The sequence below is a fragment of the Embleya sp. NPDC059237 genome (assembly GCF_042754105.1).
Classification (GTDB): domain Bacteria; phylum Actinomycetota; class Actinomycetes; order Streptomycetales; family Streptomycetaceae; genus Embleya.
The window spans coordinates 22641-43686 of sequence record NZ_JBHZAE010000014.1 but is presented as its reverse complement, the minus strand read 5'-3'; the positions used below and the strand labels follow the sequence as shown (position 1 = coordinate 43686).

The 21046-nt window shown below is 71.7% G+C and carries 20 protein-coding genes and 1 pseudogene; 12 read left to right on the top strand and 9 right to left on the bottom strand.

Features of this window, described 5'->3' with window-relative positions; genetic code table 11:
• Window positions 1-89 precede the first annotated feature (89 nt).
• On the top strand, window positions 90-341 hold the full coding sequence (locus ACFXKZ_RS35465) for a hypothetical protein (protein WP_380006194.1): 252 nt from the start codon (window positions 90-92) through the stop codon (window positions 339-341).
• A gap of 284 nt (window positions 342-625) precedes the next feature.
• Window positions 626-946, top strand: a complete 321-nt coding sequence (locus ACFXKZ_RS35460; RefSeq protein ID WP_380006192.1) for a hypothetical protein — start codon at window positions 626-628, stop codon at window positions 944-946.
• A gap of 421 nt (window positions 947-1367) precedes the next feature.
• Here the strand turns inward: ACFXKZ_RS35460 and ACFXKZ_RS35455 are convergent, their stop codons facing one another.
• The 3 genes from ACFXKZ_RS35455 to ACFXKZ_RS35445 are packed head-to-tail and all read right to left on the bottom strand — an operon-like array spanning window position 1368 to window position 3284.
• A complete protein-coding gene (locus ACFXKZ_RS35455; RefSeq protein WP_380006190.1) occupies window positions 1368-2408 on the bottom strand; it encodes an iron-containing redox enzyme family protein in 1041 nt (346 codons plus the stop codon).
• A complete protein-coding gene (locus ACFXKZ_RS35450) occupies window positions 2405-2593 on the bottom strand; it encodes a CDGSH iron-sulfur domain-containing protein (RefSeq protein WP_380006858.1) in 189 nt (62 codons plus the stop codon). The genes ACFXKZ_RS35455 and ACFXKZ_RS35450 overlap by 4 nt, the downstream gene beginning before the upstream one ends.
• Before the next feature lie 34 nt (window positions 2594-2627).
• Entirely contained in the window at window positions 2628-3284 is a 657-nt protein-coding gene (locus ACFXKZ_RS35445; protein ID WP_380006188.1) for a HemK2/MTQ2 family protein methyltransferase, read from the bottom strand.
• A 211-nt stretch (window positions 3285-3495) separates the two neighbouring features.
• Here ACFXKZ_RS35445 and ACFXKZ_RS35440 point away from each other — a divergent pair, with 211 nt between their 5' ends.
• Window positions 3496-4374 carry an SDR family oxidoreductase gene (locus tag ACFXKZ_RS35440; RefSeq protein WP_380006186.1) on the top strand — a complete coding sequence of 293 codons (879 nt, stop codon included), beginning with the start codon at window positions 3496-3498 and terminating at the stop codon, window positions 4372-4374.
• Between the two features lie 90 nt (window positions 4375-4464).
• Here the strand turns inward: ACFXKZ_RS35440 and ACFXKZ_RS35435 are convergent, their stop codons facing one another.
• Both ACFXKZ_RS35435 and ACFXKZ_RS35430 read right to left on the bottom strand, forming a co-directional pair.
• The gene (locus tag ACFXKZ_RS35435; protein WP_380006184.1) at window positions 4465-6081 is read right to left on the bottom strand and encodes an amidohydrolase family protein; all 1617 of its coding nucleotides are present in this window, start codon (window positions 6079-6081) and stop codon (window positions 4465-4467) included.
• A gap of 10 nt (window positions 6082-6091) precedes the next feature.
• Complete coding sequence (locus tag ACFXKZ_RS35430; RefSeq protein ID WP_380006182.1) at window positions 6092-7381, bottom strand: amino acid deaminase; 1290 nt, start codon at window positions 7379-7381, stop codon at window positions 6092-6094.
• Window positions 7382-7503: 122 nt separating this feature from the next.
• Between ACFXKZ_RS35430 and ACFXKZ_RS35425 the strand changes: the two genes are divergently transcribed.
• From ACFXKZ_RS35425 to ACFXKZ_RS35400, 6 genes are all read left to right on the top strand, one after another.
• Window positions 7504-8673: a sugar kinase gene (locus ACFXKZ_RS35425; protein ID WP_380006180.1), complete on the top strand. Its 1170-nt coding sequence runs from the start codon at window positions 7504-7506 to the stop codon at window positions 8671-8673.
• Window positions 8670-9425 (top strand): IclR family transcriptional regulator, encoded by a 756-nt coding sequence (locus ACFXKZ_RS35420; protein ID WP_380006178.1) that lies wholly within the window; start codon window positions 8670-8672, stop codon window positions 9423-9425. The genes ACFXKZ_RS35425 and ACFXKZ_RS35420 overlap by 4 nt, the downstream gene beginning before the upstream one ends.
• A 58-nt stretch (window positions 9426-9483) precedes the next feature.
• On the top strand, window positions 9484-9903 hold the full coding sequence (locus tag ACFXKZ_RS35415) for a RidA family protein (RefSeq protein WP_380006176.1): 420 nt from the start codon (window positions 9484-9486) through the stop codon (window positions 9901-9903).
• An 88-nt stretch (window positions 9904-9991) separates the two neighbouring features.
• Window positions 9992-11500 carry a GntP family permease gene (locus ACFXKZ_RS35410; protein ID WP_380006174.1) on the top strand — a complete coding sequence of 503 codons (1509 nt, stop codon included), beginning with the start codon at window positions 9992-9994 and terminating at the stop codon, window positions 11498-11500.
• Between the two features lie 267 nt (window positions 11501-11767).
• Window positions 11768-13999, top strand: a complete 2232-nt coding sequence (locus ACFXKZ_RS35405; protein WP_380006172.1) for an RICIN domain-containing protein — start codon at window positions 11768-11770, stop codon at window positions 13997-13999.
• A 141-nt stretch (window positions 14000-14140) separates the two neighbouring features.
• Window positions 14141-15184 (top strand): LacI family DNA-binding transcriptional regulator, encoded by a 1044-nt coding sequence (locus tag ACFXKZ_RS35400; RefSeq protein WP_380006170.1) that lies wholly within the window; start codon window positions 14141-14143, stop codon window positions 15182-15184.
• Window positions 15185-15190: 6 nt separating this feature from the next.
• Here ACFXKZ_RS35400 and ACFXKZ_RS35395 read toward each other — a convergent pair whose 3' ends face one another.
• Window positions 15191-15733 carry a MarR family winged helix-turn-helix transcriptional regulator gene (locus ACFXKZ_RS35395; protein WP_380006168.1) on the bottom strand — a complete coding sequence of 181 codons (543 nt, stop codon included), beginning with the start codon at window positions 15731-15733 and terminating at the stop codon, window positions 15191-15193.
• A gap of 130 nt (window positions 15734-15863) precedes the next feature.
• Between ACFXKZ_RS35395 and ACFXKZ_RS35390 the strand changes: the two genes are divergently transcribed.
• A complete protein-coding gene (locus tag ACFXKZ_RS35390) occupies window positions 15864-16313 on the top strand; it encodes a nuclear transport factor 2 family protein (protein WP_380006166.1) in 450 nt (149 codons plus the stop codon).
• A gap of 106 nt (window positions 16314-16419) precedes the next feature.
• Window positions 16420-16527 (top strand): annotated as a pseudogene (locus ACFXKZ_RS35385) (SAM-dependent methyltransferase); the annotation flags it as partial.
• A gap of 108 nt (window positions 16528-16635) precedes the next feature.
• Here ACFXKZ_RS35385 and ACFXKZ_RS35380 read toward each other — a convergent pair.
• Complete coding sequence (locus ACFXKZ_RS35380; protein WP_380006164.1) at window positions 16636-17652, bottom strand: ArsR/SmtB family transcription factor; 1017 nt, start codon at window positions 17650-17652, stop codon at window positions 16636-16638.
• Window positions 17653-18496: 844 nt separating this feature from the next.
• Here ACFXKZ_RS35380 and ACFXKZ_RS35375 point away from each other — a divergent pair.
• Window positions 18497-19285 (top strand): TetR/AcrR family transcriptional regulator, encoded by a 789-nt coding sequence (locus ACFXKZ_RS35375; protein ID WP_380006162.1) that lies wholly within the window; start codon window positions 18497-18499, stop codon window positions 19283-19285.
• Here ACFXKZ_RS35375 and ACFXKZ_RS35370 read toward each other — a convergent pair.
• Both ACFXKZ_RS35370 and ACFXKZ_RS35365 read right to left on the bottom strand, forming a co-directional pair.
• A complete protein-coding gene (locus ACFXKZ_RS35370) occupies window positions 19198-20019 on the bottom strand; it encodes an ABC transporter ATP-binding protein (protein WP_380006160.1) in 822 nt (273 codons plus the stop codon). The two genes, ACFXKZ_RS35375 and ACFXKZ_RS35370, sit on opposite strands and share 88 nt — an antisense overlap.
• Complete coding sequence (locus ACFXKZ_RS35365) at window positions 20016-21044, bottom strand: ABC transporter ATP-binding protein (RefSeq protein ID WP_380006855.1); 1029 nt, start codon at window positions 21042-21044, stop codon at window positions 20016-20018. The genes ACFXKZ_RS35370 and ACFXKZ_RS35365 overlap by 4 nt, the downstream gene beginning before the upstream one ends.
• Window positions 21045-21046 lie beyond the last annotated feature (2 nt).

Sequence of the window (21046 nt, the reverse complement as noted above, 5' to 3'; positions counted from 1 at the left end):
CCGGCGCGGCTTCATCATGGCGTCATGTCGCTCACCGGAACCGACGCGACCGGGACGCCGACGCTCTCCCCCCTCTGGTCCGGCGGGCGGTGGAGGCGGCGCGCCGGCACGGATTCGCGTTCTCCTGCAGGCCCGAACAGGGCCGCCTGTTGCAGGTGTTGGCCGCCGGGGCCACGCACCGCATCGGCGAGACCGGGACCGGATACGGCGTCGGCCCGGCGTGGTTGGCCTCCGGCGCGCTCCCCGGCACCAGGCTCGTCAGCTGGAGCAACACCGCGCCGGCAACCGGATCGAGCGCGGACCGGGGCCGGGTCCGGGCCGGAGGTCGGGGGCCGGCGTGAAGCTCCCGTTTCCGCCGACCGCCGACGCTTCCTCCGCACACGCGGTCCGTTCGTCGGACCGGGGGGATGGACCGACGCCGGATCGCGCGGGTACCGGCCACCGGAGCAGCCGGCACACCCATACGCCTACCCCCGTCACCCGGAGCGATACTCCGCCCGGGTGACGGGGGTAGGCCGCGAAAACGCCGCGGATGCCCGCCGAAGGCGCCGAGCAGGCGCCCCGGATTCGTACGTCCGCCGGTTCCGCGGGGCCGCGCCGGCAGCCTCGGGGGCACACTGGGGAGATGGACGTTCTCGCCGCCCACGGCCACATCGACGTGCCGGGTGGGCGCCACGTCGAGGTGGACGTTTGTCTGCACGACTGGCCCGCGGCCGACACCGACTACCCGTTCACCTGGAACGCGGTACTCACCGGCGGCCCGAAACTCGCCGTCGGCACCGAGGGTGAACTGCACATCGACACCGAGAACACCGACCACGGCCACCCCTGCGTCGTGATCGCGAGCACCGACCACCACATCCAGGTCCGCGGACACGAGAACCACGCGCGCGCCCTCGCCCCGGGCCGCGAGAACCCGCCGCCATCGGCTACCGCGTTCGAGTGAACCGCCCCTGCACCCGATCCCCCTGAGCATCCGTGTCGTTGGGCCGTAAAGAGGCGCCCAACGGGCACTCTCGGCCTCGCAAACCGGACCCCGGGTCCTCGCGCTTGCATCCCGCGAGGACCCGGCCGGACCACCCCGCGAGGACAACCCCCGCCGGGCCCGCCGTACCCACCAGCGGACCCGACGGGGTGCCGCGCGCTTCGGCTCGCTCGCTCCGGGGACGAGCGAGCCGAAGCGCAGCCGGTCACGCCCGGTGCCCGGCGAAGGCGGCAGCCAACCGGCTCTCCAACGCGCAGCCACAGTTTCCGCGGCGCCTGCTCCGACCAGCGCCGCAGGGTCGCCTCCTCGGCCGGGTCGGCGGCCGGGGGCGAGACGAAGTCGGCGAGGAGGACGAGTGCGCCGGGATCCGCGTATTCGGTGATCACGGTGCGCCCGTCGCGGCCCGGCGCGCCGGCTCCGAGGCAAGCCGCTCCGGTGGGCGCAGGGAGCTGCGGCCCTCGTTCCAGGCGGTGAGCAGGTGCGCGGCGAGCCGGTCCTCCACGACGCCGCCGGCCCGGATCCCGAAGACCACGTCGTCCTCGAGGTCGGGTTCGTGCTCCAGCAGCGCCGCCACCACTTCGCGGCGCATGAGCTGTTCGTGGACGGCGTCCGCCTCGACGTGTTCGGTGTAGAACAGGGCGCACGCCGGGTCCGCGACGTTCAACCGTTCCAGCGCCGCGGCAAGGCGGGCCGCACCGGGTGGCGAGCCGATCTCGATGGCGGCGAACTGGCCCACGGCCATGCCCCGGTGCGCCCGGTGCAGTCCGAACAGTGACATGAGGTTGACCACTGCCAGCATCGGCGCGGGCACCCGGTCGAGGTAGAAGCCATACGTCGGATCGAGCCCGAGTCCGCGCATGAGGTCGGCGAACAGCCGCGCGTGCATACGTTCGGCACGGCCGCCGCCGTACTCGTCGAACTCGACGGTGACCACGCCCGCCTTGGCGCGTCCGGTCAGGCGCGGGATGAGCCACGCCTGGGGGTCGGCCTCCTTCAGGTGGTAGAGCGAGCGGTGCACGACGTACTCGCGGAACTGCTCCAGGTCACCGCGCTCCAGGAGGTGGCGGCTGACCCCGGTGCCGTCGAGGGGCTCGATCAGCAGCGGCGCGAGGGCATCGTCCACACCGCCATCGGCGTCGACGTTCTCCCGCAGTGCGCACAGGAACGACTTCTCCAGTCGCGCACGCAGACGCAGGAGGTCGGGGTCCCATTCCCAGCGCGGATCGACTCCCGCGAACGCGCGATAGTGCAGTTCATAGCAGGCGTACAGGGCGAACTGGAGGTCCTCGCCGAAGCCGTCGGCGCCGGAGTCGGGGTCGGCTCCGGCCGGCGCCCGTACGCCCGTCCCGGCCGGTTCGGCCAGAGCCGCGAGAACCGCGCGGGACAGCGGCCCGCGAGGGGTTGGCAGTATCGGCGTGGTCATCCGTCCTCCCCGGCCGTCGGTGGGGTAAATCGTGGCTCCGGTGGGAGCCGATGGGCTCGGTGGCTGGTGTCGCACCACGGCGGGCGACGGGTTCGGCGGCACGTGCACAGAGCCACCACGCTCCGGTCGGAGAAGGCCGTACTCCCGTCGGCAAGCTCCACCTCCACGGGCCCCTCGACCAGCATCGGGCCGCCGTCGACGACCGTGATCCTGCGGGTGTCACTGTGGGAAGTCGCCACGGATGACCACCAACTCCTCCTCGCGACAGCCCGGCTCGATCAGGCCGCGCTCCTCCAGGAAGGCCGCCCGCGCGGACAGGACGGGACCGAACGGCTCCAGGCTGCGGGCGACCACCCGGGCACGCAGGCCGACGGCTTCGAGCAGCCCCAGCGTCGTCCCCACGCCGCACAGCGCGGAATGCACGACCAGGAGCGTGCCCTGGGGCTTCAGGTGGCGCGGCACCTGGGTACACAGCCGATCCAGCACGAGCCGCCCGTCCGTACCGGCGTCCCAGGCCCGCGCCCGCCCGCGCGGAGCGGCGTTCTCCTCCCGCGTGGGCACGTACGGCGGATTCGCCAACACCACGTCGAACGTCCGGCCGGCCACGGGTTCCAACAGGTCGCCGCGACGTACGCTGACCCGGCCGCGACGCCACGCGCTGTTCAGGCGAGCCGCCCACACGGCCTGGCGGGAGATGTCGATCGCCGTGACCCGACAGCCGGGGGACGTCGCGGAAGCCGCCGCGAGCGCCACCGCCCCGGTCCCGGTCCCGACGTCCAACACCTGATCGGCTCGATGCAACCCCTGCTCGACGAACGCCGACGCCAGGAGTTTCGTGTCCGCCTGAGGTCGATACACACCGGGCAAACGAAGCATTCTCATCATCGTCGGCTGCCCCCGGGGAGCCCCGACAAACTCCATGATCCTCGCGCCGACGGGATCGCACCGGGTGGGCGCCGGTGCACGTATCCGCCCGCTGCCCGCCGCGCATGGGCCGGAGCCCTGCGGGTAGCGGGCGGATCGCGCGCCCGCACGGGCGACGGCCACGCCACCGACCGCCCCATGGTCGTGCTCGAAAGGACCCGCGATGAGTAAACCGGCCAAGGACACTCCCCCGCCCCCGCCCCCGCAGCAGCAGAGCGCGCCGGGCACGACCCGGCAGATGACGCCGTCCCCTCGGGACGAGATGGCCGACTACCGGGGCAGCGGGCTCCTCGACGGCAAACGGGCGTTGATCACGGGCGGCGACTCGGGTATCGGGCGCGCCGTGGCGGTCGCCTTCGCCAAGGAGGGCGCCCACGTCGCCGTCGCGTACCTGTCCGACCAGGAGGACGAGGACGCCGCGCACACCCGACGGCTGGTGGAGGCAACCGGGCGCACGTGTGTACTCCATCGCGCCGATCTGTCCATCGAACGCAACTGCCGGGAGATGGTCGAGCGCACCGTGGCCGACCTCGGCGGGCTCGACATCCTCGTCAACAACTGCGGCACCCAGAACCCGGTCGACGACCTCGAACAACTCGACAGCGCCCAGTGGGACCACACGTTCCGGGTGAACATCCACAGCTTCTTCTGGACCACCAAGGCCGCCTTGGCCCACCTCCCGTCGGGCGGCAGCGTGATCAACACGTCGTCGATCAACGGGCTGCGCGGAAACAAGACACTGATCGACTACTCCGCGACCAAGGGCGCGATCCTCGCGTTCACCTACTCCCTGGCCCAGTCCTTCCAGGAACGGGGTATCCGGGTCAACGCCGTCGCCCCCGGACCGGTCTGGACCCCGCTCATCCCGGCCACGTTCCCGCCGGAAAAGGTCGCCTCGTTCGGAGAGCAGACACCCATGGGCCGCGCCGCACACCCCGACGAGATCGCCCCGTCCTACGTCTTCTTCGCCTCCGGCCGCCTGTCCGGCTACTACTCCGGCGAAGTCCTGGCCCCCATCGGCGGCGAAACCCTCCCGGGCTGACCCCGCCGCCCGGCACGATCGACACGCGGCCGCTCCCGCCGTACGGCACGAACGGCCGCCCGGTCGCCCGGTCGCTCGGTCGCTCGGTCGCTAGGCGGACGTCCCGGTTCGGCGGATCGCCTTGCCCGCGAGGACGTCCGTGCGGCGGCCGTCCTCGATGACGAACCTGCCGTCGATCAGGACGTGTGGGATACCCGTGGGCAGGACGCGCGGGTTTTCGAACGTCGAGCCGGCCGCGACCGTGTCCGGGTCGAACAGGACCAGGTCGGCGCGGTATCCCTCGCGGACCAGACCCCGGTCGGGCAGGCCCAGTCGGGCCGCCGAACGCGAGGTCAGGTGCGCCACGCACTCCTCCAGGCTCAGCACCCCCAACTCGCGAACGTAGCGGCCGAGGTACTGCGGGAAGGTGCCGTACGCGCGCGGGTGTGGCTTGTCGCCCTGCAGGATTCCGTCGCTGCCGCCGGTGTGGACCCGGTGGCGCATGATCTGCCGAACGTTCTCCTCGTGCCCGACGTGCTGGAGGATCGTCGAGCCGAGCCGGTCGCCGATGAGCAGGCGTCGGGCGGTGACCCACGGCTCCTCGCCGTGCTCGGCGGCGCTGCGGGCGACGGTCTTGCCCACGTACGCCTCCAGACCCGGATCGGTGATGCCGGACATCTCGATCGTGTCCCACTCGATGGGGACACCGTGGCAGCCGTCGGAGCCGATCTCCTCCAGGTGGTGACGGATGCGCTCGGCCTCGGCGTCGTCCCGGAGCCGGGCCAGGGTCGCTTCGGGGCCGCCCTCGCTCGCCCAACTCGGCAGCACGGCGACGAGCGTCGTACAGCCGGGGGTGTAGGGATATGTGTCGAGGGAGATGTCGCAGCCGTCGTCCAGCGCCGCGTCCAGCAGGGCCAGGAGGTCGGGGGCCCGGCCCTTGTTCACGCCGAAGTTCATCGTGGCGTGGGCCAGGTGGAGCGCGCAGCCGGCCGCCTTCGTGAGTTGCACCATCTCCTCGTACGCCTGCAACGCCCCGGCTCCGTACGAGCGGTGGTGCGGGCAGTAGTAGCCGTCGTATCGGGCGACGACGCGGCACAGTTCGGTGAGTTCGGCGTCGTCCGCGTACATCCCGGGCGTGTAGGTGAGCCCGGACGACATGCCGACCGCACCCTGCTCCATGCCCTCGGCGACGAGCTGTTTCATCCGGGCGAGTTCGGTGTCGGTCGCGGGGCGGCCGTCCCACCCCATGGCGTACATGCGCAGTGTGCCCTGCGGGATCAGGTAGGCCGCGTTGACCGCGATGCCCTGCCCGCCGAAGTTGCGGTCGAGGCGGTCGAGGTAGCCGCCGACGGTGCGCCAGTCGAAGTCGATGTCGGAGCCGTCGCCGTTCCAGCCGGTGATCGACCTGCGCACCTCGGCGAGCGTACGGTCGTCGACGGGCGCGTACGACAGGCCGTCCTGGCCGAGGACTTCGAGCGTCACCCCCTGTGCGGCCTTGGCGGAGTGGTCCGGGTCGCGCAGCAGCGCGAGGTCGCTGTGCGCGTGCATGTCGATGAAGCCCGGCGAGAGCGCGAGCCCGCCCGCGTCGAGGGTGCGCCGCCCGGACAGCCGGGGACCGCCCGCACGCCGGATCTCGCTGATCCGGCCGCCGTCCAGACCCACATCGGCCCGGTAGGACGCGCCGCCGGCGCCGTCGATGACGCGTGCATCACGAATGACGAGGTCCATGCGACGGCTCCTAGAACAGGGTGTGGATGTAGTCGGTCACGGTGCCGTCGGCGGTGACCAACGGGATCAGCTGCCATTTGTCGAAGGACGTACACGGGTGCGACAGGCCCATCCCGAGCCAGTCGCCCACCTCCAACTCGGCGTCGGCGTCGGTGGTGATCCAGCCGTGCTGGTCGGAGAGGCCGGTGACGGCGATGCCGGCGGCGGGACGCGTCGAGCCGTCCCGCGCGGAGCGCACCACCTGTGCTTCCGGCAGGTCGAGGTCGTACGCGGCGTCGCGCTTGCCGGCGTTGACGAACGCCTGTGTCGCGGACGGGCGGGAGACGACCTGGGCCCACAGCCGGAAGGCCGGCTGGAGGACGCCCTCGTCGGGGACCCGGTTGAACGGCGTGAGGTGGCGATAGTGGCCGTCGTCGTGCGAGACGTACGCTCCGGAGCGCAGCAGTTTCAGGACCGGGCGGGACAGCGCGGGAAGCTCGGCGAAGACGTCGGCCACTGCGTCGAACCAGGCGCTGCCGCCCGCGCTGAGCACGATCTCGTCGAGCTGCTCGAAGCGGCCCCGCTTGTCGAACTCGGCGGCCAGGGACGTCAGTCGGCGCAGCCACGCACGCACGCGGTCGCCGTCGGCCCGCGGCACCTCGCCCTCGTAGCCGGCGACGCCGACGAGGCGCAGGACCGGGGAGGCGGCGACCGCGTCGGCGATCTCGGCGCACTCGCTCTCGGTCCGGGCTCCGGTGCGGGCGCCCTCGCCCGCCGCGAGTTCGACGACCACGTCGACCGGGCGGCGGGCCCCGGCGGCGCGCAGCGCGGCGTCCATCAACGCGACGCCGCGCACGGAGTCGACGTAGCACAGGAACCGGAAGTCCGGGTCCGCGTCGAGTTCGGCGGCCACCCAGCGCAGCGCCGCCGCGTCGACCACCTCGTTGGCGAGGAAGATCCGCGGGACGCCGAACGCGCGGGCGACCCGGGCCTGGTGCGGGACGGCCACCGTGATGCCCCACGCGCCGTGCTCGAGTTGGCGGGCGAACAACTGCGGCGCCATCGACGTCTTGCCGTGCGGGGCGAACGCCAGGCCGTGCCGTCGTGCGTACGTCTCCATCAGGGCGAGGTTGTGCTCGACGGATTCGGCGGACAGGGCCAGGACCGGCGTGGTGAAGCCGCCTGTGAACAGGTTGCGCCGCTCGGCGGCCAGTTCGCCGACGGTCAGGCCCTCGGCGTCCGGCGGCAGGCCCTTGAAACGGTGGTCGACACGCTCGTCCGCGAGCCTGGCGAGCCGTCCGACGGCGTTGTCGACGGCCATGGGCACCTCCGGAGTATCGTTGCATCCTGTGCAACGGCCATTGCGTATATCGCTCGCTGCTGTCTAACATCCGAGCCAACGCCGGGTCAATGGTCGGCGTCGCGCGGCCGTCGACGAGGCGGATGCGACCGCCCGATGATCTGCGATCATCCGATGAACCAGGAGCCCGAGCGATCGTGAGCGTGACCGCACCGGCAACCGTCGACGTCGTCTGCCTCGGCGAGTCCATGGTCACGTTCCTGCCCACACGCTCCGGTCGCCTCGCCGACGTTCCGTCCTTCGAGCGCGGCATAGGCGGCGCCGAGTCCAACGTGGCGTGCGCGCTGGCCGCGGCCGGGCACCGTACGCGCTGGCTCAGCCGGGTCGGCACCGACGGCTTCGGCGACCACCTCGTCGAGGCGGTCGCGGCGTACGGGGTCGACACGTCGGCCGTGCAGCGCGACCGGCTCCGCCCGACCGGCATCTACTTCCGCACCGCCGGCGAACGCGCCGTCGGGGACGGCGACCGGGTCACGCCGGCCGGCGTCGAAGCCGAACGCGACGCGGAAACCGTCACCGAACCCGTCGCGGAAGTCCTCTACTACCGCGCCGGCTCCGCGGCCTCCGCCATGTCGCCCCGCGTCGTCCCCGACCGGGACCTGTGGTCGGGCCGCATCCTGCACGTCTCGGGCATCACCGCCGCCCTCTCCGACGACTGCCTCGCGCTCCTGGGCGAGGCGACCCGCCGCCGGCCCGGTCGGCCCCTCGTGTCCTTCGACGTCAACTACCGCGTGAACCTCTGGGACGAGCGCCGGAGCGTGGCGGCCGACCCCACCGTCCTGCTCGACCTGGCGCGCGGCGCCGACCTGGTCTTCGTCGGCGAGGACGAGGCCGCGGCCGCGTGGAACATCCGCGGCGCGAGCGCGATTCGGGCCGCGCTCCCCGAGCCGGGCGTGGTCGTCGTCAAGCAGGGCGGCGCGGGCGCCACCGTCTTCACCGACGACGGGCCGTCGGTGTTCGTACCGGCCCTCACCGTCGACATCGCCGCTCCCGTCGGTGCGGGCGACGCCTTCGCGGCCGGGTTCCTGTCCGCGACCCTGCGCGGCCTGCCGGTACGCCGGCGCATCCGCCACGGCCACCTCATGGCCGCCGCCGCCCTCACCGTCGCGGGCGACCTCGCCGTCCCGCCGCCGCGCGCCGTCGCCGATCGCCTCGCGGCCCTGGACGACGCGGCCTGGGGCAGACTGCGTCTCGGCCCCGGCTGGACCGAGGCCACCGCCACCGGGGCGGACCGGGAGGTATGTACGCCATGAGCCAGACCGTCGACCGCGCGCTGAGCATCCTGCCGCTGCTGGCCCAGGGGCCCGCGGACCTCGGACAGGTCGCAGAGCGCCTCGGCGTCCACAAGTCCACCGCACTGCGTCTGCTCCGCACCCTGCACGAGCACGGTCTCGTCTACCGCCAGCAGGACCAGCGCTACCGCCTCGGCGCGCGCCTGTTCGCGCTCGCCCAAGAGGCCGTCGAGAACCTCGACGTCCGCGAGATCGCGCACCCGCACCTGGTCGCGCTCAACGAGCAGTGCGGGCACACCGTGCACCTCGCGGTGTACGAGGAGAACGAGGTCCTCTACATCGACAAGGTCGAGAGCCGCTACCCGGTGCGGATGTACTCGCGTGTGGGCAAGCCGGTCGCGATCACCGTCGCCGCCGTCGCCAAGCTGCTCCTCGGCGACCTGCCCGAGCCCGAACGGCGCGCCGTCGCCGAGCGGCTCGACTACCCCATGTACACGTCCCGTTCGATACCGAACGCCGCCGCGTTCCTCAGGGAACTGGCGACCGTCCGCGAACAGGGCTGGGCCACCGACCTCGGTGGCCACGAGGAGTCCATCAACTGCATCGCGGCCCCCGTCCGCGGTGCGGACGGTCTGGTCGTCGCCGCCATGTCGGTCTCCGCGCCGAATGTCGTCGTCACCGCCGAGGAACTCCTGAGCCTGCTCCCGCTGGTACGCCGCACCGCCGACGCCATCACGCGGGAGTACTCGGGCACCGCCCACCCCCCGCGCTGACCGCCCGACGACCGGGCGATCAGCGCTCGATCACCGCCCCGACCACGAAGGCATGTTCATGACCGACAAGCTCGAAAAGACCGCGATCACCCCCGCCACGCACACCGCGCCGCCCGCCAAGTTCTCCCACGGCGTGCGCAAGGGCAACATCCTCCAGGTCGCCGGCCAGGTCGGGTTCCTCCCGGCCGTCGAGGGCCAGGCGCCCACCCCCGCCGGTCCGACCCTGCGCGAGCAGACCCTTCAGACCTTCGCCAACGTCAAGGCGATCCTGGAGGAGGGCGGCGCGAGCTGGGACGACGTGATGATGATGCGCGTCTACCTGACCGACACCGGCCACTTCGCCGAGATGAACGAGATCTACAACGCGTACTTCGAGGAGCAGGGCCTGACCGCGCCCGCCTCCGCCCGCACCACCGTCTACGTCGGCCTCCCCGCGGGTCTGCTCATCGAGATCGACGCGCTCGCCGTTCTCGGCTGAGCCCCCTTGCCCCGATCGTTCCCGGCTGTCCCCCACGGCACGGCGCCCTCCTCCCCCATGGCGCCGTGCCGCGGTCCCCCTGCCCCACGTGCCCGGAATCCATGAGGTCCCCTCCGTGCTGTCCACGCTGCCGGCTTCGACGCCGCCCCCGAAGTCCCCACCGCACACCGGCGGTCTGCTGCTCCTGTTCGACGGCACGGCCGCCCTGCTGACCGTCGCGACGCTCGGCATCGCGCTCCTTCTCTACCTGATCATCAAGGTCAGGCTTCAGCCGTTCGTCGCGCTGCTCGCGGTTTCCATAGCCGTCGGCCTCGGCGCGGGGCTGTCCGTCACCGAACTCTTCGGTACCGTCCAGAAGTCCGCCGCCGTCTCGGTCATCGAGTCGGGCATGGGCGGCATTCTCGGCCATGTGGCGATCATCATCGGCCTGGGCACGATGCTCGGCGCGATCCTCGAGGTGTCCGGCGGCGCGGAGGTGCTGAGCACCCGCCTGCTGAACCTCTTCGGCGAAAAGCGCGCGCCGCTCGCCATGGGCCTGACCGGCCTCATCTTCGGTGTCCCGGTCTTCTTCGACGTCGGCATCTTCGTACTGGCGCCGATCGTCTACGCCGCCGCCAAGCGCTCCGGCAAGTCGATCCTGTTGTACGCGATGCCGCTGCTCGCCGGTCTGTCGATGACCCATGCGTTCCTGCCGCCGCACCCCGGACCCGTGGCCGCGGCGGGGCTGTTCGACGTCTCGCTCGGCTGGGTCATCCTCATGGGCGTCGTCGTGGGCATCCCCGCCGTGCTGGCCGCCTGGGCGTACGCCGCGTGGATCGGCAAGCGCATCTTCGTCGACGTCCCGCACGACATGGTCGAGGCCGCCGCGGAGGCGAAGGCCGCCGTCGCCGCCGAGCAGGCCGCCTCGGGCATCGAGCCGCCGGAGAAGCCCGTCGCGCTCGGTACGGTTCTCGCCATCATCGGCACGCCGCTCATCCTGATCCTGGGCGCGACGTTCTCCTCCATCGCCTTCGACCCGTCGACCGTGCGTTCGGTCATCGAGTTCTTCGGCAACCCCTTCGTCGCCCTGACGATCGCGCTGATCCTCGCGTACTACCTGCTCGGCATCCGCAGGGGCTGGTCCCGCAAGTCACTCGAAACGGTGTCGACCGCCTCGCTCAAGCCCGTCGGGAACATCCTGCTGGTCGTGGGCGCGGGCGGGGTCTTCGGCGCGGTCCTCAAGGCGTCGGGTATCGCGAACGCGCTCGCGACGACCTTCGACAACGTCGGCCTCCCGGTCATCGTCCTCGCGTGGCTGATCTCGGTGGTCCTGCGCGTCGCCCAGGGTTCGGCGACCGTCGCCATCGTCGCCACCTCGGGCATCGTCGTGCCCCTGGTCGAGGGCCAGGACATGTCGCAGGCCCACCTCGCCCTGATCATCATGGCGATCTCCGCGGGCTCCATCTTCGCCTCCCACGTCAACGACGGCGGGTTCTGGATGGTCGCCAAGTACTTCGGCATCTCCGAGCGCGACACCCTCAAGTCCTGGACGGTCCTCGAAACCGTGTTGTCGGTGGCGGGCTTCGCGGTCGCGGCGTTGCTGAGCCTGGTGATCTAGCGGCGCACGTACGCGGGCCGAAGGCCGTCTTCCCGGAACCGGGAAGGCGGCCTTTTGCGTATGGTCGCCCGGCCAAGACCATTGGCATCGATAACATCCTCTGCCATAGTTCCTGGCGTGGGCGCGCGCTCGCCGGCACGACGTACTCGCTTTCCCCTCGGAAGTCCGGCCTCTACGGGCCGCCACGACCGAGCGATCCACGCTGATATCGATATCAGAACGCACCGTCCGCAGGTGCTGCGGTGGGGCGTTGGAGAACGGAGAGAGATGTCACCTCCCGGAAGAATCATCGCGGCGGTCCTCGGCACGGCCCTGGCGTTCGCGAGCGGCGGCTCGGCTTCGGCGGGTACGGCTTCCGCGGCGGAGTCGGCTTCGGCGCCGGCAACCGCGACCGCCCCCACCTACTCCGTGACCGTCGGCGCCAAGGGGTCGTGGACGCACCCGGACGACACCCCGGCCAACCCCTACATCGACAAGGACGGCACCTTCTACTTCCAGCAGGCCCATTCCCTCTACGGCGCAACGCAGAGCCGCGCGTGGAGCTTCTTCACCGGGACCGATTTCGACTCGGCCCGCTTCTCCGACACGATCGGCAACGCCGGCACGAACGCGAACACGACCGCCTTCTGCAACAACAGCCCCACCGGCGTGGAGTCTACGTACGCGCCCGCCGGTTCGGGGTACTCGCAGCGCAACTTCTGCGATCTGACCGGGATGTGGGTCGACCCGGACACCGGCGACTGGTATGGGCTGGTACACAACGAGTTCAGCCCGCAACCCTTCGGCGACGGTGTGCACTTCGACTCCATCGACTACGCGGTCTCCCGGGACCAGGGCCGGACGTGGACAATCAAGGACCACGCCATCACGTCGCCCTACAGCACCAAGCGGGGTGACACCGCCGCCTTCCCGAACCAGACCTACTCCTACGGCGACGGCGACCAACGGCTCTACGTGGACACCGCCTCCGGCTACTTCTACGCCTTCTACGGCTCGCGCGTGGTGGACAAGAACGGCGGCTGGAAGGCGTTCTACGCCCACGTGGCCCGGGCGCCCATCTCGGGGAAGATGGCGACCGGCACCTGGCAGAAGTGGTACGACGGCGCCTGGTCGCAGCCCGGCGTGGGCGGCAAGGAAAGCAACGCGGTACCGGTGGACGCCACCAACTCCGTCGGCTACACGCCCACTTCGAAGGAGTACGACCCGGCCAACACCGGCACGGTCGCTCAGCAGGTCGCGGCCGGCACCGCGCCGCCGACCTCGCCGCTGTTCGTCATGGACATCACGTACAACGCCTATCTGGGGTTGTACATCGGGCAACCGCAGGCGGTCGACCAGAGCGGGAACGCGCCGCAGCAGTTCTACGCCACCGACAATCTCGCCACCCAGAAGTGGAAGCTCATCGGCGACACCGGCGGCTACCACACGGCTTCGTGGTACCGCTGGTTCCTCGACGGCGCGAGCAAGACGAGTTCCGTGATCGTCGGCAAGAACTTCCGCTCCTACTGCTCCTTCGGCTGCTCCGGCGGATCCTCGTCCGAATACGTCAACGTCGACATCGGCAGCTCGGCGCCCGCCGTCGCCCCGTTCGACCCCGCGAAGACGTACCGCATCGGTGGCGGGAGCGGCCGGGTCCTGGCCCAGGTGTCGGGCGGCTCGGCCACCACGTCCCTGCCGGCCGCCACCGGATCAAGTCTGGAGGCGTGGAGCTTCGCCGCCAACGGTGACGGCTCCTACCGCATCACCAACGCCGCCACCGGCCGACTCCTCGGCGTCCCGACCACCCCGGCCGCGGGCCGCGCCTGGGGAACCACCCCCACCGTCACGGCGGTCGGTGCCGGCGGGCCGAGCCTGGGTCAGCAGTGGTTCGTCATCCCCGGCACCGCCGCCGACGGCGCGGCCACCGGGACGTACCGGCTGGTCAACCGCTACAGCGGACTGGTCGTCGGTCTCTCGGGGACATCCGGCCGACTCGCCGAGACGACCCCGGTCCGCGCCTGGACCGACACCACCGGCAGCGGCGTCGGCGCGGGCCGTACCGCCGCCGAGCAGACCCTGACCATCGCCGCGGTCGGCACCGGGCTGGGCGACCTGAGCGGCACCCACACCCTCACCACCGGCGGCAAGGCCCTCGACGACCCGAATCACAGCACCACGCCCGGCACTTCGCTGATCACCTGGACCGCCGGCGGCGGCCTCAACCAGAGCTGGCGCTTCACCCGGCAAAGCGACGGCTCCTACGAACTGGCCAACGCCGAATCCGGGCTGTGCGCCGACGTCGAGGGCGCCGCGACCACGGCCGGCGCCAAGGTCGTCCAGTGGACCTGCACCGGCCGCGACAACCAGCGGTGGACCCTGACCGGGCTGCCCGCCGGGGACTACACCGTCGCCTCCGTACACAGCGGACTACTGCTCACCACCGGCTCGACCGCGAACGGCGCCGCAGTAACGCAGCAGACGGACACCGGATCGCCGCTCCAGCGGTGGACGATCACCTGACGGACCTCCGGATGTTATCGATCCCGGCGCGGGGATCGATCGGGCCGCCTTGAATCGATATTTCATTTGTGATCGACTGGCATCGATATCAAGGCGGCTCGACCGGGAGGACCCCCGGCGGCTCGACGGGGGAGGATCCCCATGGCGAACGACAGGCCACGTGACACCGCCCGGCCACCCGGGATGGCCGACGTCGCCCGAGTCGCCGGCGTCTCCGCGCAGACCGTCTCCCGCGCTCTGGCCGGCCATCCGAACGTCCAGGCCGAAACCCGCGCGAAGGTGCTGGTCGCCGTGGACCAGCTCGGCTACCGCAAGAACAACGCCGCCCGGGTGTTGTCCTCGGGGCGCAGCCGTTCCCTCGGCGTGGTCACCCTCCAGACCGGCTTCTACTCCCGAACCGCCCTCACCGTCGGCATCGAACGCGCCGCCGACGAGGCCGGCTACACCGTGAGCACCGCCACCACCGCCTCGCTGGACACCTCCGCGATCGAGGCCGCGCTGGTCCGGTTGTCCGAGCAGCACGTCGAGGGCGTCATCCTCGCGGTGCCGCTGATCCACGTCAGCCGGCGCATCGAACAGCTCACCTCCGTGGTGCCCACCATCACCGTCGACGGCTCGCGCACGGCGGCGACCGAAGTGGTCGCCGTCGACCAGCAGTCGGTGGGCCGGTTGGCCACCCGGCACCTGCTCGACCTCGGGCACGAGAGCGTCTGGCACGTCGCCGGGCCGCAGGAGTGGCACGACGCGGCGGGCCGCTCGCGGGGCCGGGTCGCGACCCTGGAGGAGGAGGGTCGGTCGGTGCCGCCGGAGCTGGTGGGCGACTGGTCCCCCGCCTCCGGCTATCACCACGGCCTGATCCTGGGCAAGATCCCCGACGTCACGGCGGTCTTCGTGGCCAGCGACGAGATGGCCTTCGGGGTGATCAGGGCGCTGCACGAACTCGGCCGCCGGGTGCCGGCGGACGTGTCCGTGGTGGGTGTGGACGACATCCCGCTGGCCGAATACTGCTCGCCGTCCCTGACCACCGTGGCCCAGCCGTTCGGGCAGATGGGAGCCCTCGCCGTCGGTCGGCTGCTGCGGTACATCGCCGACCCGACGGCGCCACAGGAGCCGGCCGCGGTGGAGCCGACGCTGCTGATCCGGGCCAGCACGGGGCCGGCGCCCGGGGCGTCGACGGCGGCCTGACCGCCGTTACCGGGTCGGGGACTTCGGTCCGTTCTCGGTCAGGCGTTGCAGTCCCGAGGTGAGGCGGCCCAGCAGTATGGGAAGGGCCTCGCGGTCGGATTCGGGCCAGTCGCGGGTGACTTCGGCGATGGCGTCGCTCCAGGCCGCCCAGATCCGGCGCAGCGTCTCCTCGCCGTGGTCGGTGAGTTCGAGGGCGGCGGCGCGGGCGTCGTCGGGGTCGGGGGTGCGCCGCACGAATCCGGCGGCGACGAGTTCGGCGACCTGACGGCTGAGGGTGGTGCGGCCGACCTCCATCCGGTCCGCGAGGTCGGACAGGCGTACCGGCTGGAAGTCGCCGATGCGGGTCAGGGCGAGCACCAGGTGGGTGGGGACCCGTACGCCGGCCTCGCGTCCCACCCGTTCGACGAGGCGGTCGTCGCGGGATACGCGCACCAGATCGCGCAGGGGCGGGATGACCGAGCGCAGCCAGGCACCGTGCGGCGAGTCGCCGCCTATGGCGGCCTCGCTGAGTCGGGGGTGCGGGTCGGGCTGGGGGGTGGCGTCGGTCATCTGGGCTTCCCGGTCGCGTCGTGTGGTGCCGGGCGGCCCGGCGGGGCCCACTTTAGCAAGATGGTTGCGTCAGTGTCGCAACTGTGGTTCGGTGCAGGGCCGGGCAATCCAGAGAAAGGAACCCGCCGTCATGAGCGACCGCGAGCAGCGGGCGAAGACCGTCGCGAACTTCTGGAAGGGCGTCGACAGCCACGACTGGGACCTCGTCGCGTCCACTCTCGCCGATGATTTCGTCCGCATCGGCATGCGCGACAACGAAGAGGACACCTGCCGGGGCAAGGACGCGTACATCGCGTTCGTGTCCGGTGTGATCGGCCGCACCCGGGCCCACGAGCTCCGGTCGCGCTTCACATTCCTCAGCGACGACGGCCGCTACGCGTTCAACGAGGCCGTGGAGACCATCACGTACGCCGCCGGCGAGGAGCCGCTCGCGATGCGCTTCGCCAACTACCTGGAGCTGAACGACGACGGGCTGATCCGCAAGCTCGACATCTTCTGGAAGACGCCGTCCACGATGCCGCCGGACTGGATCACCGTCGACTCGATCATCGGCGACGACTCGGCGGCCGAGACGGCGTAGCGCCCGGAGGACGTGGCGGCGCCGGGCACGTCCGGGTCTGCGGGGGCTCGACCGGGTCGCGGAACTCCCCTGCCTCCGGAGCGTGTTCGGGATCGGCGTCGGCCCACTCGACCTCGCCGGACCCGGCTTCGGCTCGATCACCCTGTGGCGCCCCGACGAGCCGGTCACCACGACCCCGGTCGACCAGTGGGGTTTCGTCGCCCGCAAACCCTGACCTCGGTGCCGGCGTGCGGTCAGCGGGTGAGCGGGAGTTGGCTGCCGGTGGCGCCCGCTTCCAGCGTCGGGTAGTCGGGGTGGTCCAGGCGGTGATGGGCGGGTCGGGTCAGGTCCGCGCCGGGTGGCGGGCGCGCGGCGGGGTTTCGCCGAGGAGTTCCAGGCCCAGCGAGGTCAGCGAGTGCAGGACCGCGCCGCCGCGACGGGTCGTGGTGATCAGCCGGGCGTTGCGCAGCACGGTCGCGTGTTGGCTCGCGGACGCCGCCGAGACGTTCAGCCGACGGGCCAACTCCGTGGTCGTACAACCGTCGTTGATCACGGTCAGCGCGGCGGCCCGGGTCTGCCCCAGGAGTGCGCCGAGCGCGCGATCGTCGCCCGTACCGGGCCGCCACAGCGCGGCGCCGTCCTGGAGGTCGCGCACCGTGGGCACGGCCAGCACGTACGGCGCGGTTTCGTCCTGGACGTCCCAGAGCACCGCCGATTCCCGCCAGACGAAGAGCGTCGGTGCGATCACCAGGCCCCGGCCGCCGAGCACGATGTCGTGGTCCTTGCGTCGCCGGATCTCCAGGACCGGCGGATTCCACCGGATGAACGGCACGTACAACCCGGCCAACAGCCCCTCGACACCGCCGTCGAGCAAGGCGCGGGTGTAGCGGCTGCGGGCCGCCTCCAGGTGCGAGCGCACCCGCTCGTGGAAGGGCGCGACGGTCGCGGCATGAGCGGCCCGCAGCGCCTCGGCGAACTCGCGGCGCGGTTCGAGGGCGCCGTCCAGAAAATCGCGCACCCAGGTCGAGTAGGCGGGATCGAAGGTCAGGTCCGCCAGTTCCGCGCGTAATCGCGCGCCGGGTACCGCGAGCAGGTTCTCGATGCCCTCGTCGAGGGAGGGCGAGTCCCCGACCAGCGTGCGCAGGTCCAGGCCCGGGCCGCGGACGGGCATCAGCGCGGTGAGCGGACCGGGCCCCGCCTCCAGTCGCGCGGCCACCTCGGCGCGCCAGGCCCGGAAGGGCAGCGGTCTGCGCGGACCGTGCAGCAGTTCCAGGCTGTGGTAGGTCTCGGCCGCCGCACCGACCGTCGTGGCCAGTCGGGTCCGGGCCAGGTCCTCCGCGGTGAAGTGGATCCGCAGCACTCGTGTACTCCGAGGGTCGGGGGCGATTCGTCCGAGACGCGCTGTATGCCACCTCCCGTTCGGTGCGTACCTCATCGGGAGGACCACGACAGTGTGCGTCCTCGACGGCGCTCCGACCAGGGGGTTTCGGCCCAGCCTGAAAGGCGTTTTCAGACGACGCCGGATCGACCAGGCTTCGGGAACGAGGCGAACGGACAACGTCGTCCGCCCGCCGAGCAGATTCGAGCCGCAGTGGAGGACTCCGGGTGCGAGACCACATGGGTACAGGCGACGCAATCGGCCGAGGATCCGACACGGGGCGGAAGCACAGGCCGAAAAGCACGCCGCCCAACCCCATGCGGCACCCACACCCGGATCGCACCCCGCCCAACGGGGAGGGCCGGGACGTCCACCGGACTCGAACCCGGCCGGAGGTGAGCGGATATCCGCCCACCTCCGGCCGCACTCGTCGGTCGGACCGGTCGGGGCCTGCGCCGCCGCAACTCGGTCGGCCACTCCCGTACCCGGTCGTCGTCGTGGAGGTGGTCCTCGCCGGGGCCGTGTCTCGAGTCGACGCCGTACAACGACCCCGGCGCCCACCAGGTCGGTTCGTCCCACTCGATCCGACTGCCGTCGTCGAGGGCATCCCGCTGGACCCGGTGCGCGGCCCATCGGTCGGCTGCGTCACGGCTCATCCGAACGTCGAGCAGGGCGACGAGGCACGCCTCGACCTCTCCCGGGCCGGCCGCGGAATGGGATCAAAACCGAGGCGGCTTCGGCAAGGGTGGTGGTCGTCACGACTGGTGATGATGCGCCGTATTGGTGGAATACGTCGTATCGATGCAGGCGATGTATCGTCGGCGGCATGTTGGTGTGGGAGCGGGAGGAGCCGCCGAGTCGGCCGGTGCCGGCGCCGTTGAGCCGGGAGCGGATTCTGGGTGCGGCGATCGGGCTGGCGGATGTGGACGGCCTGGAGGCGGTGTCGCTGCGCAAGGTGGCCGCCGTGCTGGGCGTCGGGCCGATGCGGCTGTATGGCTACATCGCCACCAAGGAGGAGTTGCTCGACCTGATGGTCGATGCGGTTCACGCGGAGATTCGGCCGGTCGGGGACGGTTGGCGCGAGGTGCTGCACTCCCTGGCCGAGACCACCCGGCAGGCAGCCCACCGGCACGAATGGTTCGCCGATCTGATCGGTGGGCGTCCCCGGCTCGGACCGCATGCGCTGGCCCGGGGGGAGGCCGTGCTGGCCGCGATGGGCGACATCGGCCTGGACATCGTCGTGCCGGCCGTCGACGCGGTCGATGCGTACGTGATCGGCGCGGTGCGCCGCGAGATCACCGAGTGGCGCGCCGAGCGGGCCACCGGGATGGACAAGCGGCAGTGGCAGGCCGCCTTCGGGCCCTATCTGGAACGCGTCTTCGCCACCGGCCGATTCCCGGCGCTGGAATCGGTCGTCCGTGACGGCCCGCACCCGGACCCCGACGAGACCTTCCGAACCGGCCTCGACTTCATCCTCGACGGCATCGAGGCCCGCCTCTCGAACCGACGCGCCGGCGACCGCGTGTCTCACTCGACGAGTTCCGCGCGCAGTGCGCCGACCGAGGCCGGGTCCCAGCCGGGGCGCGGTGCGGAGCCGACCAGCAGCCGGGTGTAGGCGTGTCGCGGGTCGGTCAGGATGTCGGCGGTGCGGCCCTGTTCGACCGCCACGCCCCGATACAGCACCAACAGGTCGTCGGTGACCTGCTGCACCACCGCGAGGTCGTGGCTGACGAACACCAGCGCGACGTTCGTCTCCGTGCGCAACTCGGTGAGCAGGTGCAGGATCTGCGCCTGGATCGACACATCCAGCGCGGAGACCGCCTCGTCGAGCACCAGGACGCGCGGGCGGGCCGCCAACGCCCGGGCGATGGACAGCCGTTGCCGCTGTCCGCCGCTGAGCCGATGCGGACGCGCGTCGGCCTCGCGCGTGCCCAGGCCGACCTGGTCGAGCAGTTCACGCACCCGCTTGTCACGATCCGCCTCGCCGTGCAGCCGCAGTACGCCGGCCACGCACTGCGCGGCGGTGAGCCTGGGATCCAGCGAGACGTACGGGTCCTGGAAGACCATCTGGATCTCGCGCGCCCGACGCAGCCGTTGCGCCGAGCCCCGTGCGCGTGGCGCGCGCGGATGTCCGTCCACCGCGATGGTGCCCGCGTCCGGGCGGACCAGGCCCACCAACATGCGCGCGATCGTGGTCTTGCCCGAGCCGGACTCGCCGACCAGGCCGAGCGAACCGCCCGGCGGCACGGTGAAGGAGATGTCGTCGGCCGCGACCGTCCGGCCGCCACGACGGCCCGGCAGCGCGAACTCGCGGCACAGGCCGTGTACTTCCAAAGCCGGCGTGGTCATGCGCGCACCATCTCCACGGGGTGGTCCAGGTCGGTGCGGCGGCACATCACGCTGCCGCCGCCGTCGAGTTCGCGGGCAACCGGCCGCCAGGTCTCGCACGCGCCCTGCGCCGCCGGGCAGCGCGCGACGAACGGGCAGCCGGGGAAGGCGTCGTCCAGCGACGGCGGCCGGCCCGGGATCGGCCGGATCGGGCGCGGATCGCCCAACTCCGGTGTACAGGCGAGGAGTCCGGCCGTGTACGGATGGCGAGGATCCGCGAACAGCTGCTCGGCCGTGCGCTCCTCCACGACCCGTCCGGCGTACATCACGTACACCCGGTCGCAGTAGGCCGCGGCCAGGTGCAGATCGTGCGTGATGAACAGCAGGCCCAGGCCGCGCCGGGCGCGGTGTTCGCGCAGGATGGCCAGGATCTCGGCCTGGGTCGTCACGTCCAGCGCGCTCGTCGCCTCGTCCGCGAGCAGCAGTTCGGGGTCGCCCGCGAGCGCCGCCGCGATCACCACCCGCTGGAGCATCCCGCCGGACAACTCGTGCGGGAACTGCCGCAACCGCTCGGCCGGTCGCACGATGCCCACCGCTTCCAGCAGCCGCAGTGCCTCGGCGTACGCCTGCGCCCTCGGCCGGCCCAGGGTGTGGATCAGCCGCTCGGTCAGGAAGTCGCCGATCCGGCGCACCGGATTGAGCGAGGAGCGGGGGTCCTGGTGCACCATGGCCACCCGGCGGGCGCGCAGTTCGCGCAGGTCGCCGGTGTCCAGGGTGAGTACATCGCGCCCGGCCACGCCCACCCGACCGCGGATCCGCGCGTCGCGCGGCAACATCCGCAACACGGCCTTGGCGGCGGTGGACTTGCCCGAGCCGGACTCGCCGACCAGGCCCACCACTTCGCCGCGATCCACGCACAGGCGCACCGCGTCGAGCACCGGGCGGCGCGCGCCGACGCCGGGCAGTTCGACCGTCAGGTCCTCGATGTCCAGCAGGCGATCGTGGTCGAGCCGGTTCTCGACGGCCGCGTTCGCCTTGTCGACCATCG

What these genes read in the sequence shown, in the direction of transcription:
- ACFXKZ_RS35395 (WP_380006168.1), bottom strand. Translation starts at nt 15,733, where the DNA reads ATGACCGACGCCACCCCCCAGCCCGACCCGCACCCCCGACTCAGCGAG.
- ACFXKZ_RS35415 (WP_380006176.1), top strand. Translation starts at nt 9,484, where the DNA reads ATGACCGACAAGCTCGAAAAGACCGCGATCACCCCCGCCACGCACACC.
- ACFXKZ_RS35435 (WP_380006184.1), bottom strand. Translation starts at nt 6,081, where the DNA reads ATGGACCTCGTCATTCGTGATGCACGCGTCATCGACGGCGCCGGCGGC.
- ACFXKZ_RS35430 (WP_380006182.1), bottom strand. Translation starts at nt 7,381, where the DNA reads ATGGCCGTCGACAACGCCGTCGGACGGCTCGCCAGGCTCGCGGACGAG.
- ACFXKZ_RS35450 (WP_380006858.1), bottom strand. Translation starts at nt 2,593, where the DNA reads ATGCTGGTCGAGGGGCCCGTGGAGGTGGAGCTTGCCGACGGGAGTACG.
- ACFXKZ_RS35365 (WP_380006855.1), bottom strand. Translation starts at nt 21,044, where the DNA reads ATGGTCGACAAGGCGAACGCGGCCGTCGAGAACCGGCTCGACCACGAT.
- ACFXKZ_RS35445 (WP_380006188.1), bottom strand. Translation starts at nt 3,284, where the DNA reads ATGCTTCGTTTGCCCGGTGTGTATCGACCTCAGGCGGACACGAAACTC.
- ACFXKZ_RS35370 (WP_380006160.1), bottom strand. Translation starts at nt 20,019, where the DNA reads ATGACCACGCCGGCTTTGGAAGTACACGGCCTGTGCCGCGAGTTCGCG.
- ACFXKZ_RS35420 (WP_380006178.1), top strand. Translation starts at nt 8,670, where the DNA reads ATGAGCCAGACCGTCGACCGCGCGCTGAGCATCCTGCCGCTGCTGGCC.
- ACFXKZ_RS35455 (WP_380006190.1), bottom strand. Translation starts at nt 2,408, where the DNA reads ATGACCACGCCGATACTGCCAACCCCTCGCGGGCCGCTGTCCCGCGCG.
- ACFXKZ_RS35390 (WP_380006166.1), top strand. Translation starts at nt 15,864, where the DNA reads ATGAGCGACCGCGAGCAGCGGGCGAAGACCGTCGCGAACTTCTGGAAG.
- ACFXKZ_RS35405 (WP_380006172.1), top strand. Translation starts at nt 11,768, where the DNA reads ATGTCACCTCCCGGAAGAATCATCGCGGCGGTCCTCGGCACGGCCCTG.
- ACFXKZ_RS35460 (WP_380006192.1), top strand. Translation starts at nt 626, where the DNA reads ATGGACGTTCTCGCCGCCCACGGCCACATCGACGTGCCGGGTGGGCGC.
- ACFXKZ_RS35425 (WP_380006180.1), top strand. Translation starts at nt 7,504, where the DNA reads ATGCGACCGCCCGATGATCTGCGATCATCCGATGAACCAGGAGCCCGA.
- ACFXKZ_RS35440 (WP_380006186.1), top strand. Translation starts at nt 3,496, where the DNA reads ATGAGTAAACCGGCCAAGGACACTCCCCCGCCCCCGCCCCCGCAGCAG.
- ACFXKZ_RS35400 (WP_380006170.1), top strand. Translation starts at nt 14,141, where the DNA reads ATGGCGAACGACAGGCCACGTGACACCGCCCGGCCACCCGGGATGGCC.
- ACFXKZ_RS35375 (WP_380006162.1), top strand. Translation starts at nt 18,497, where the DNA reads ATGTTGGTGTGGGAGCGGGAGGAGCCGCCGAGTCGGCCGGTGCCGGCG.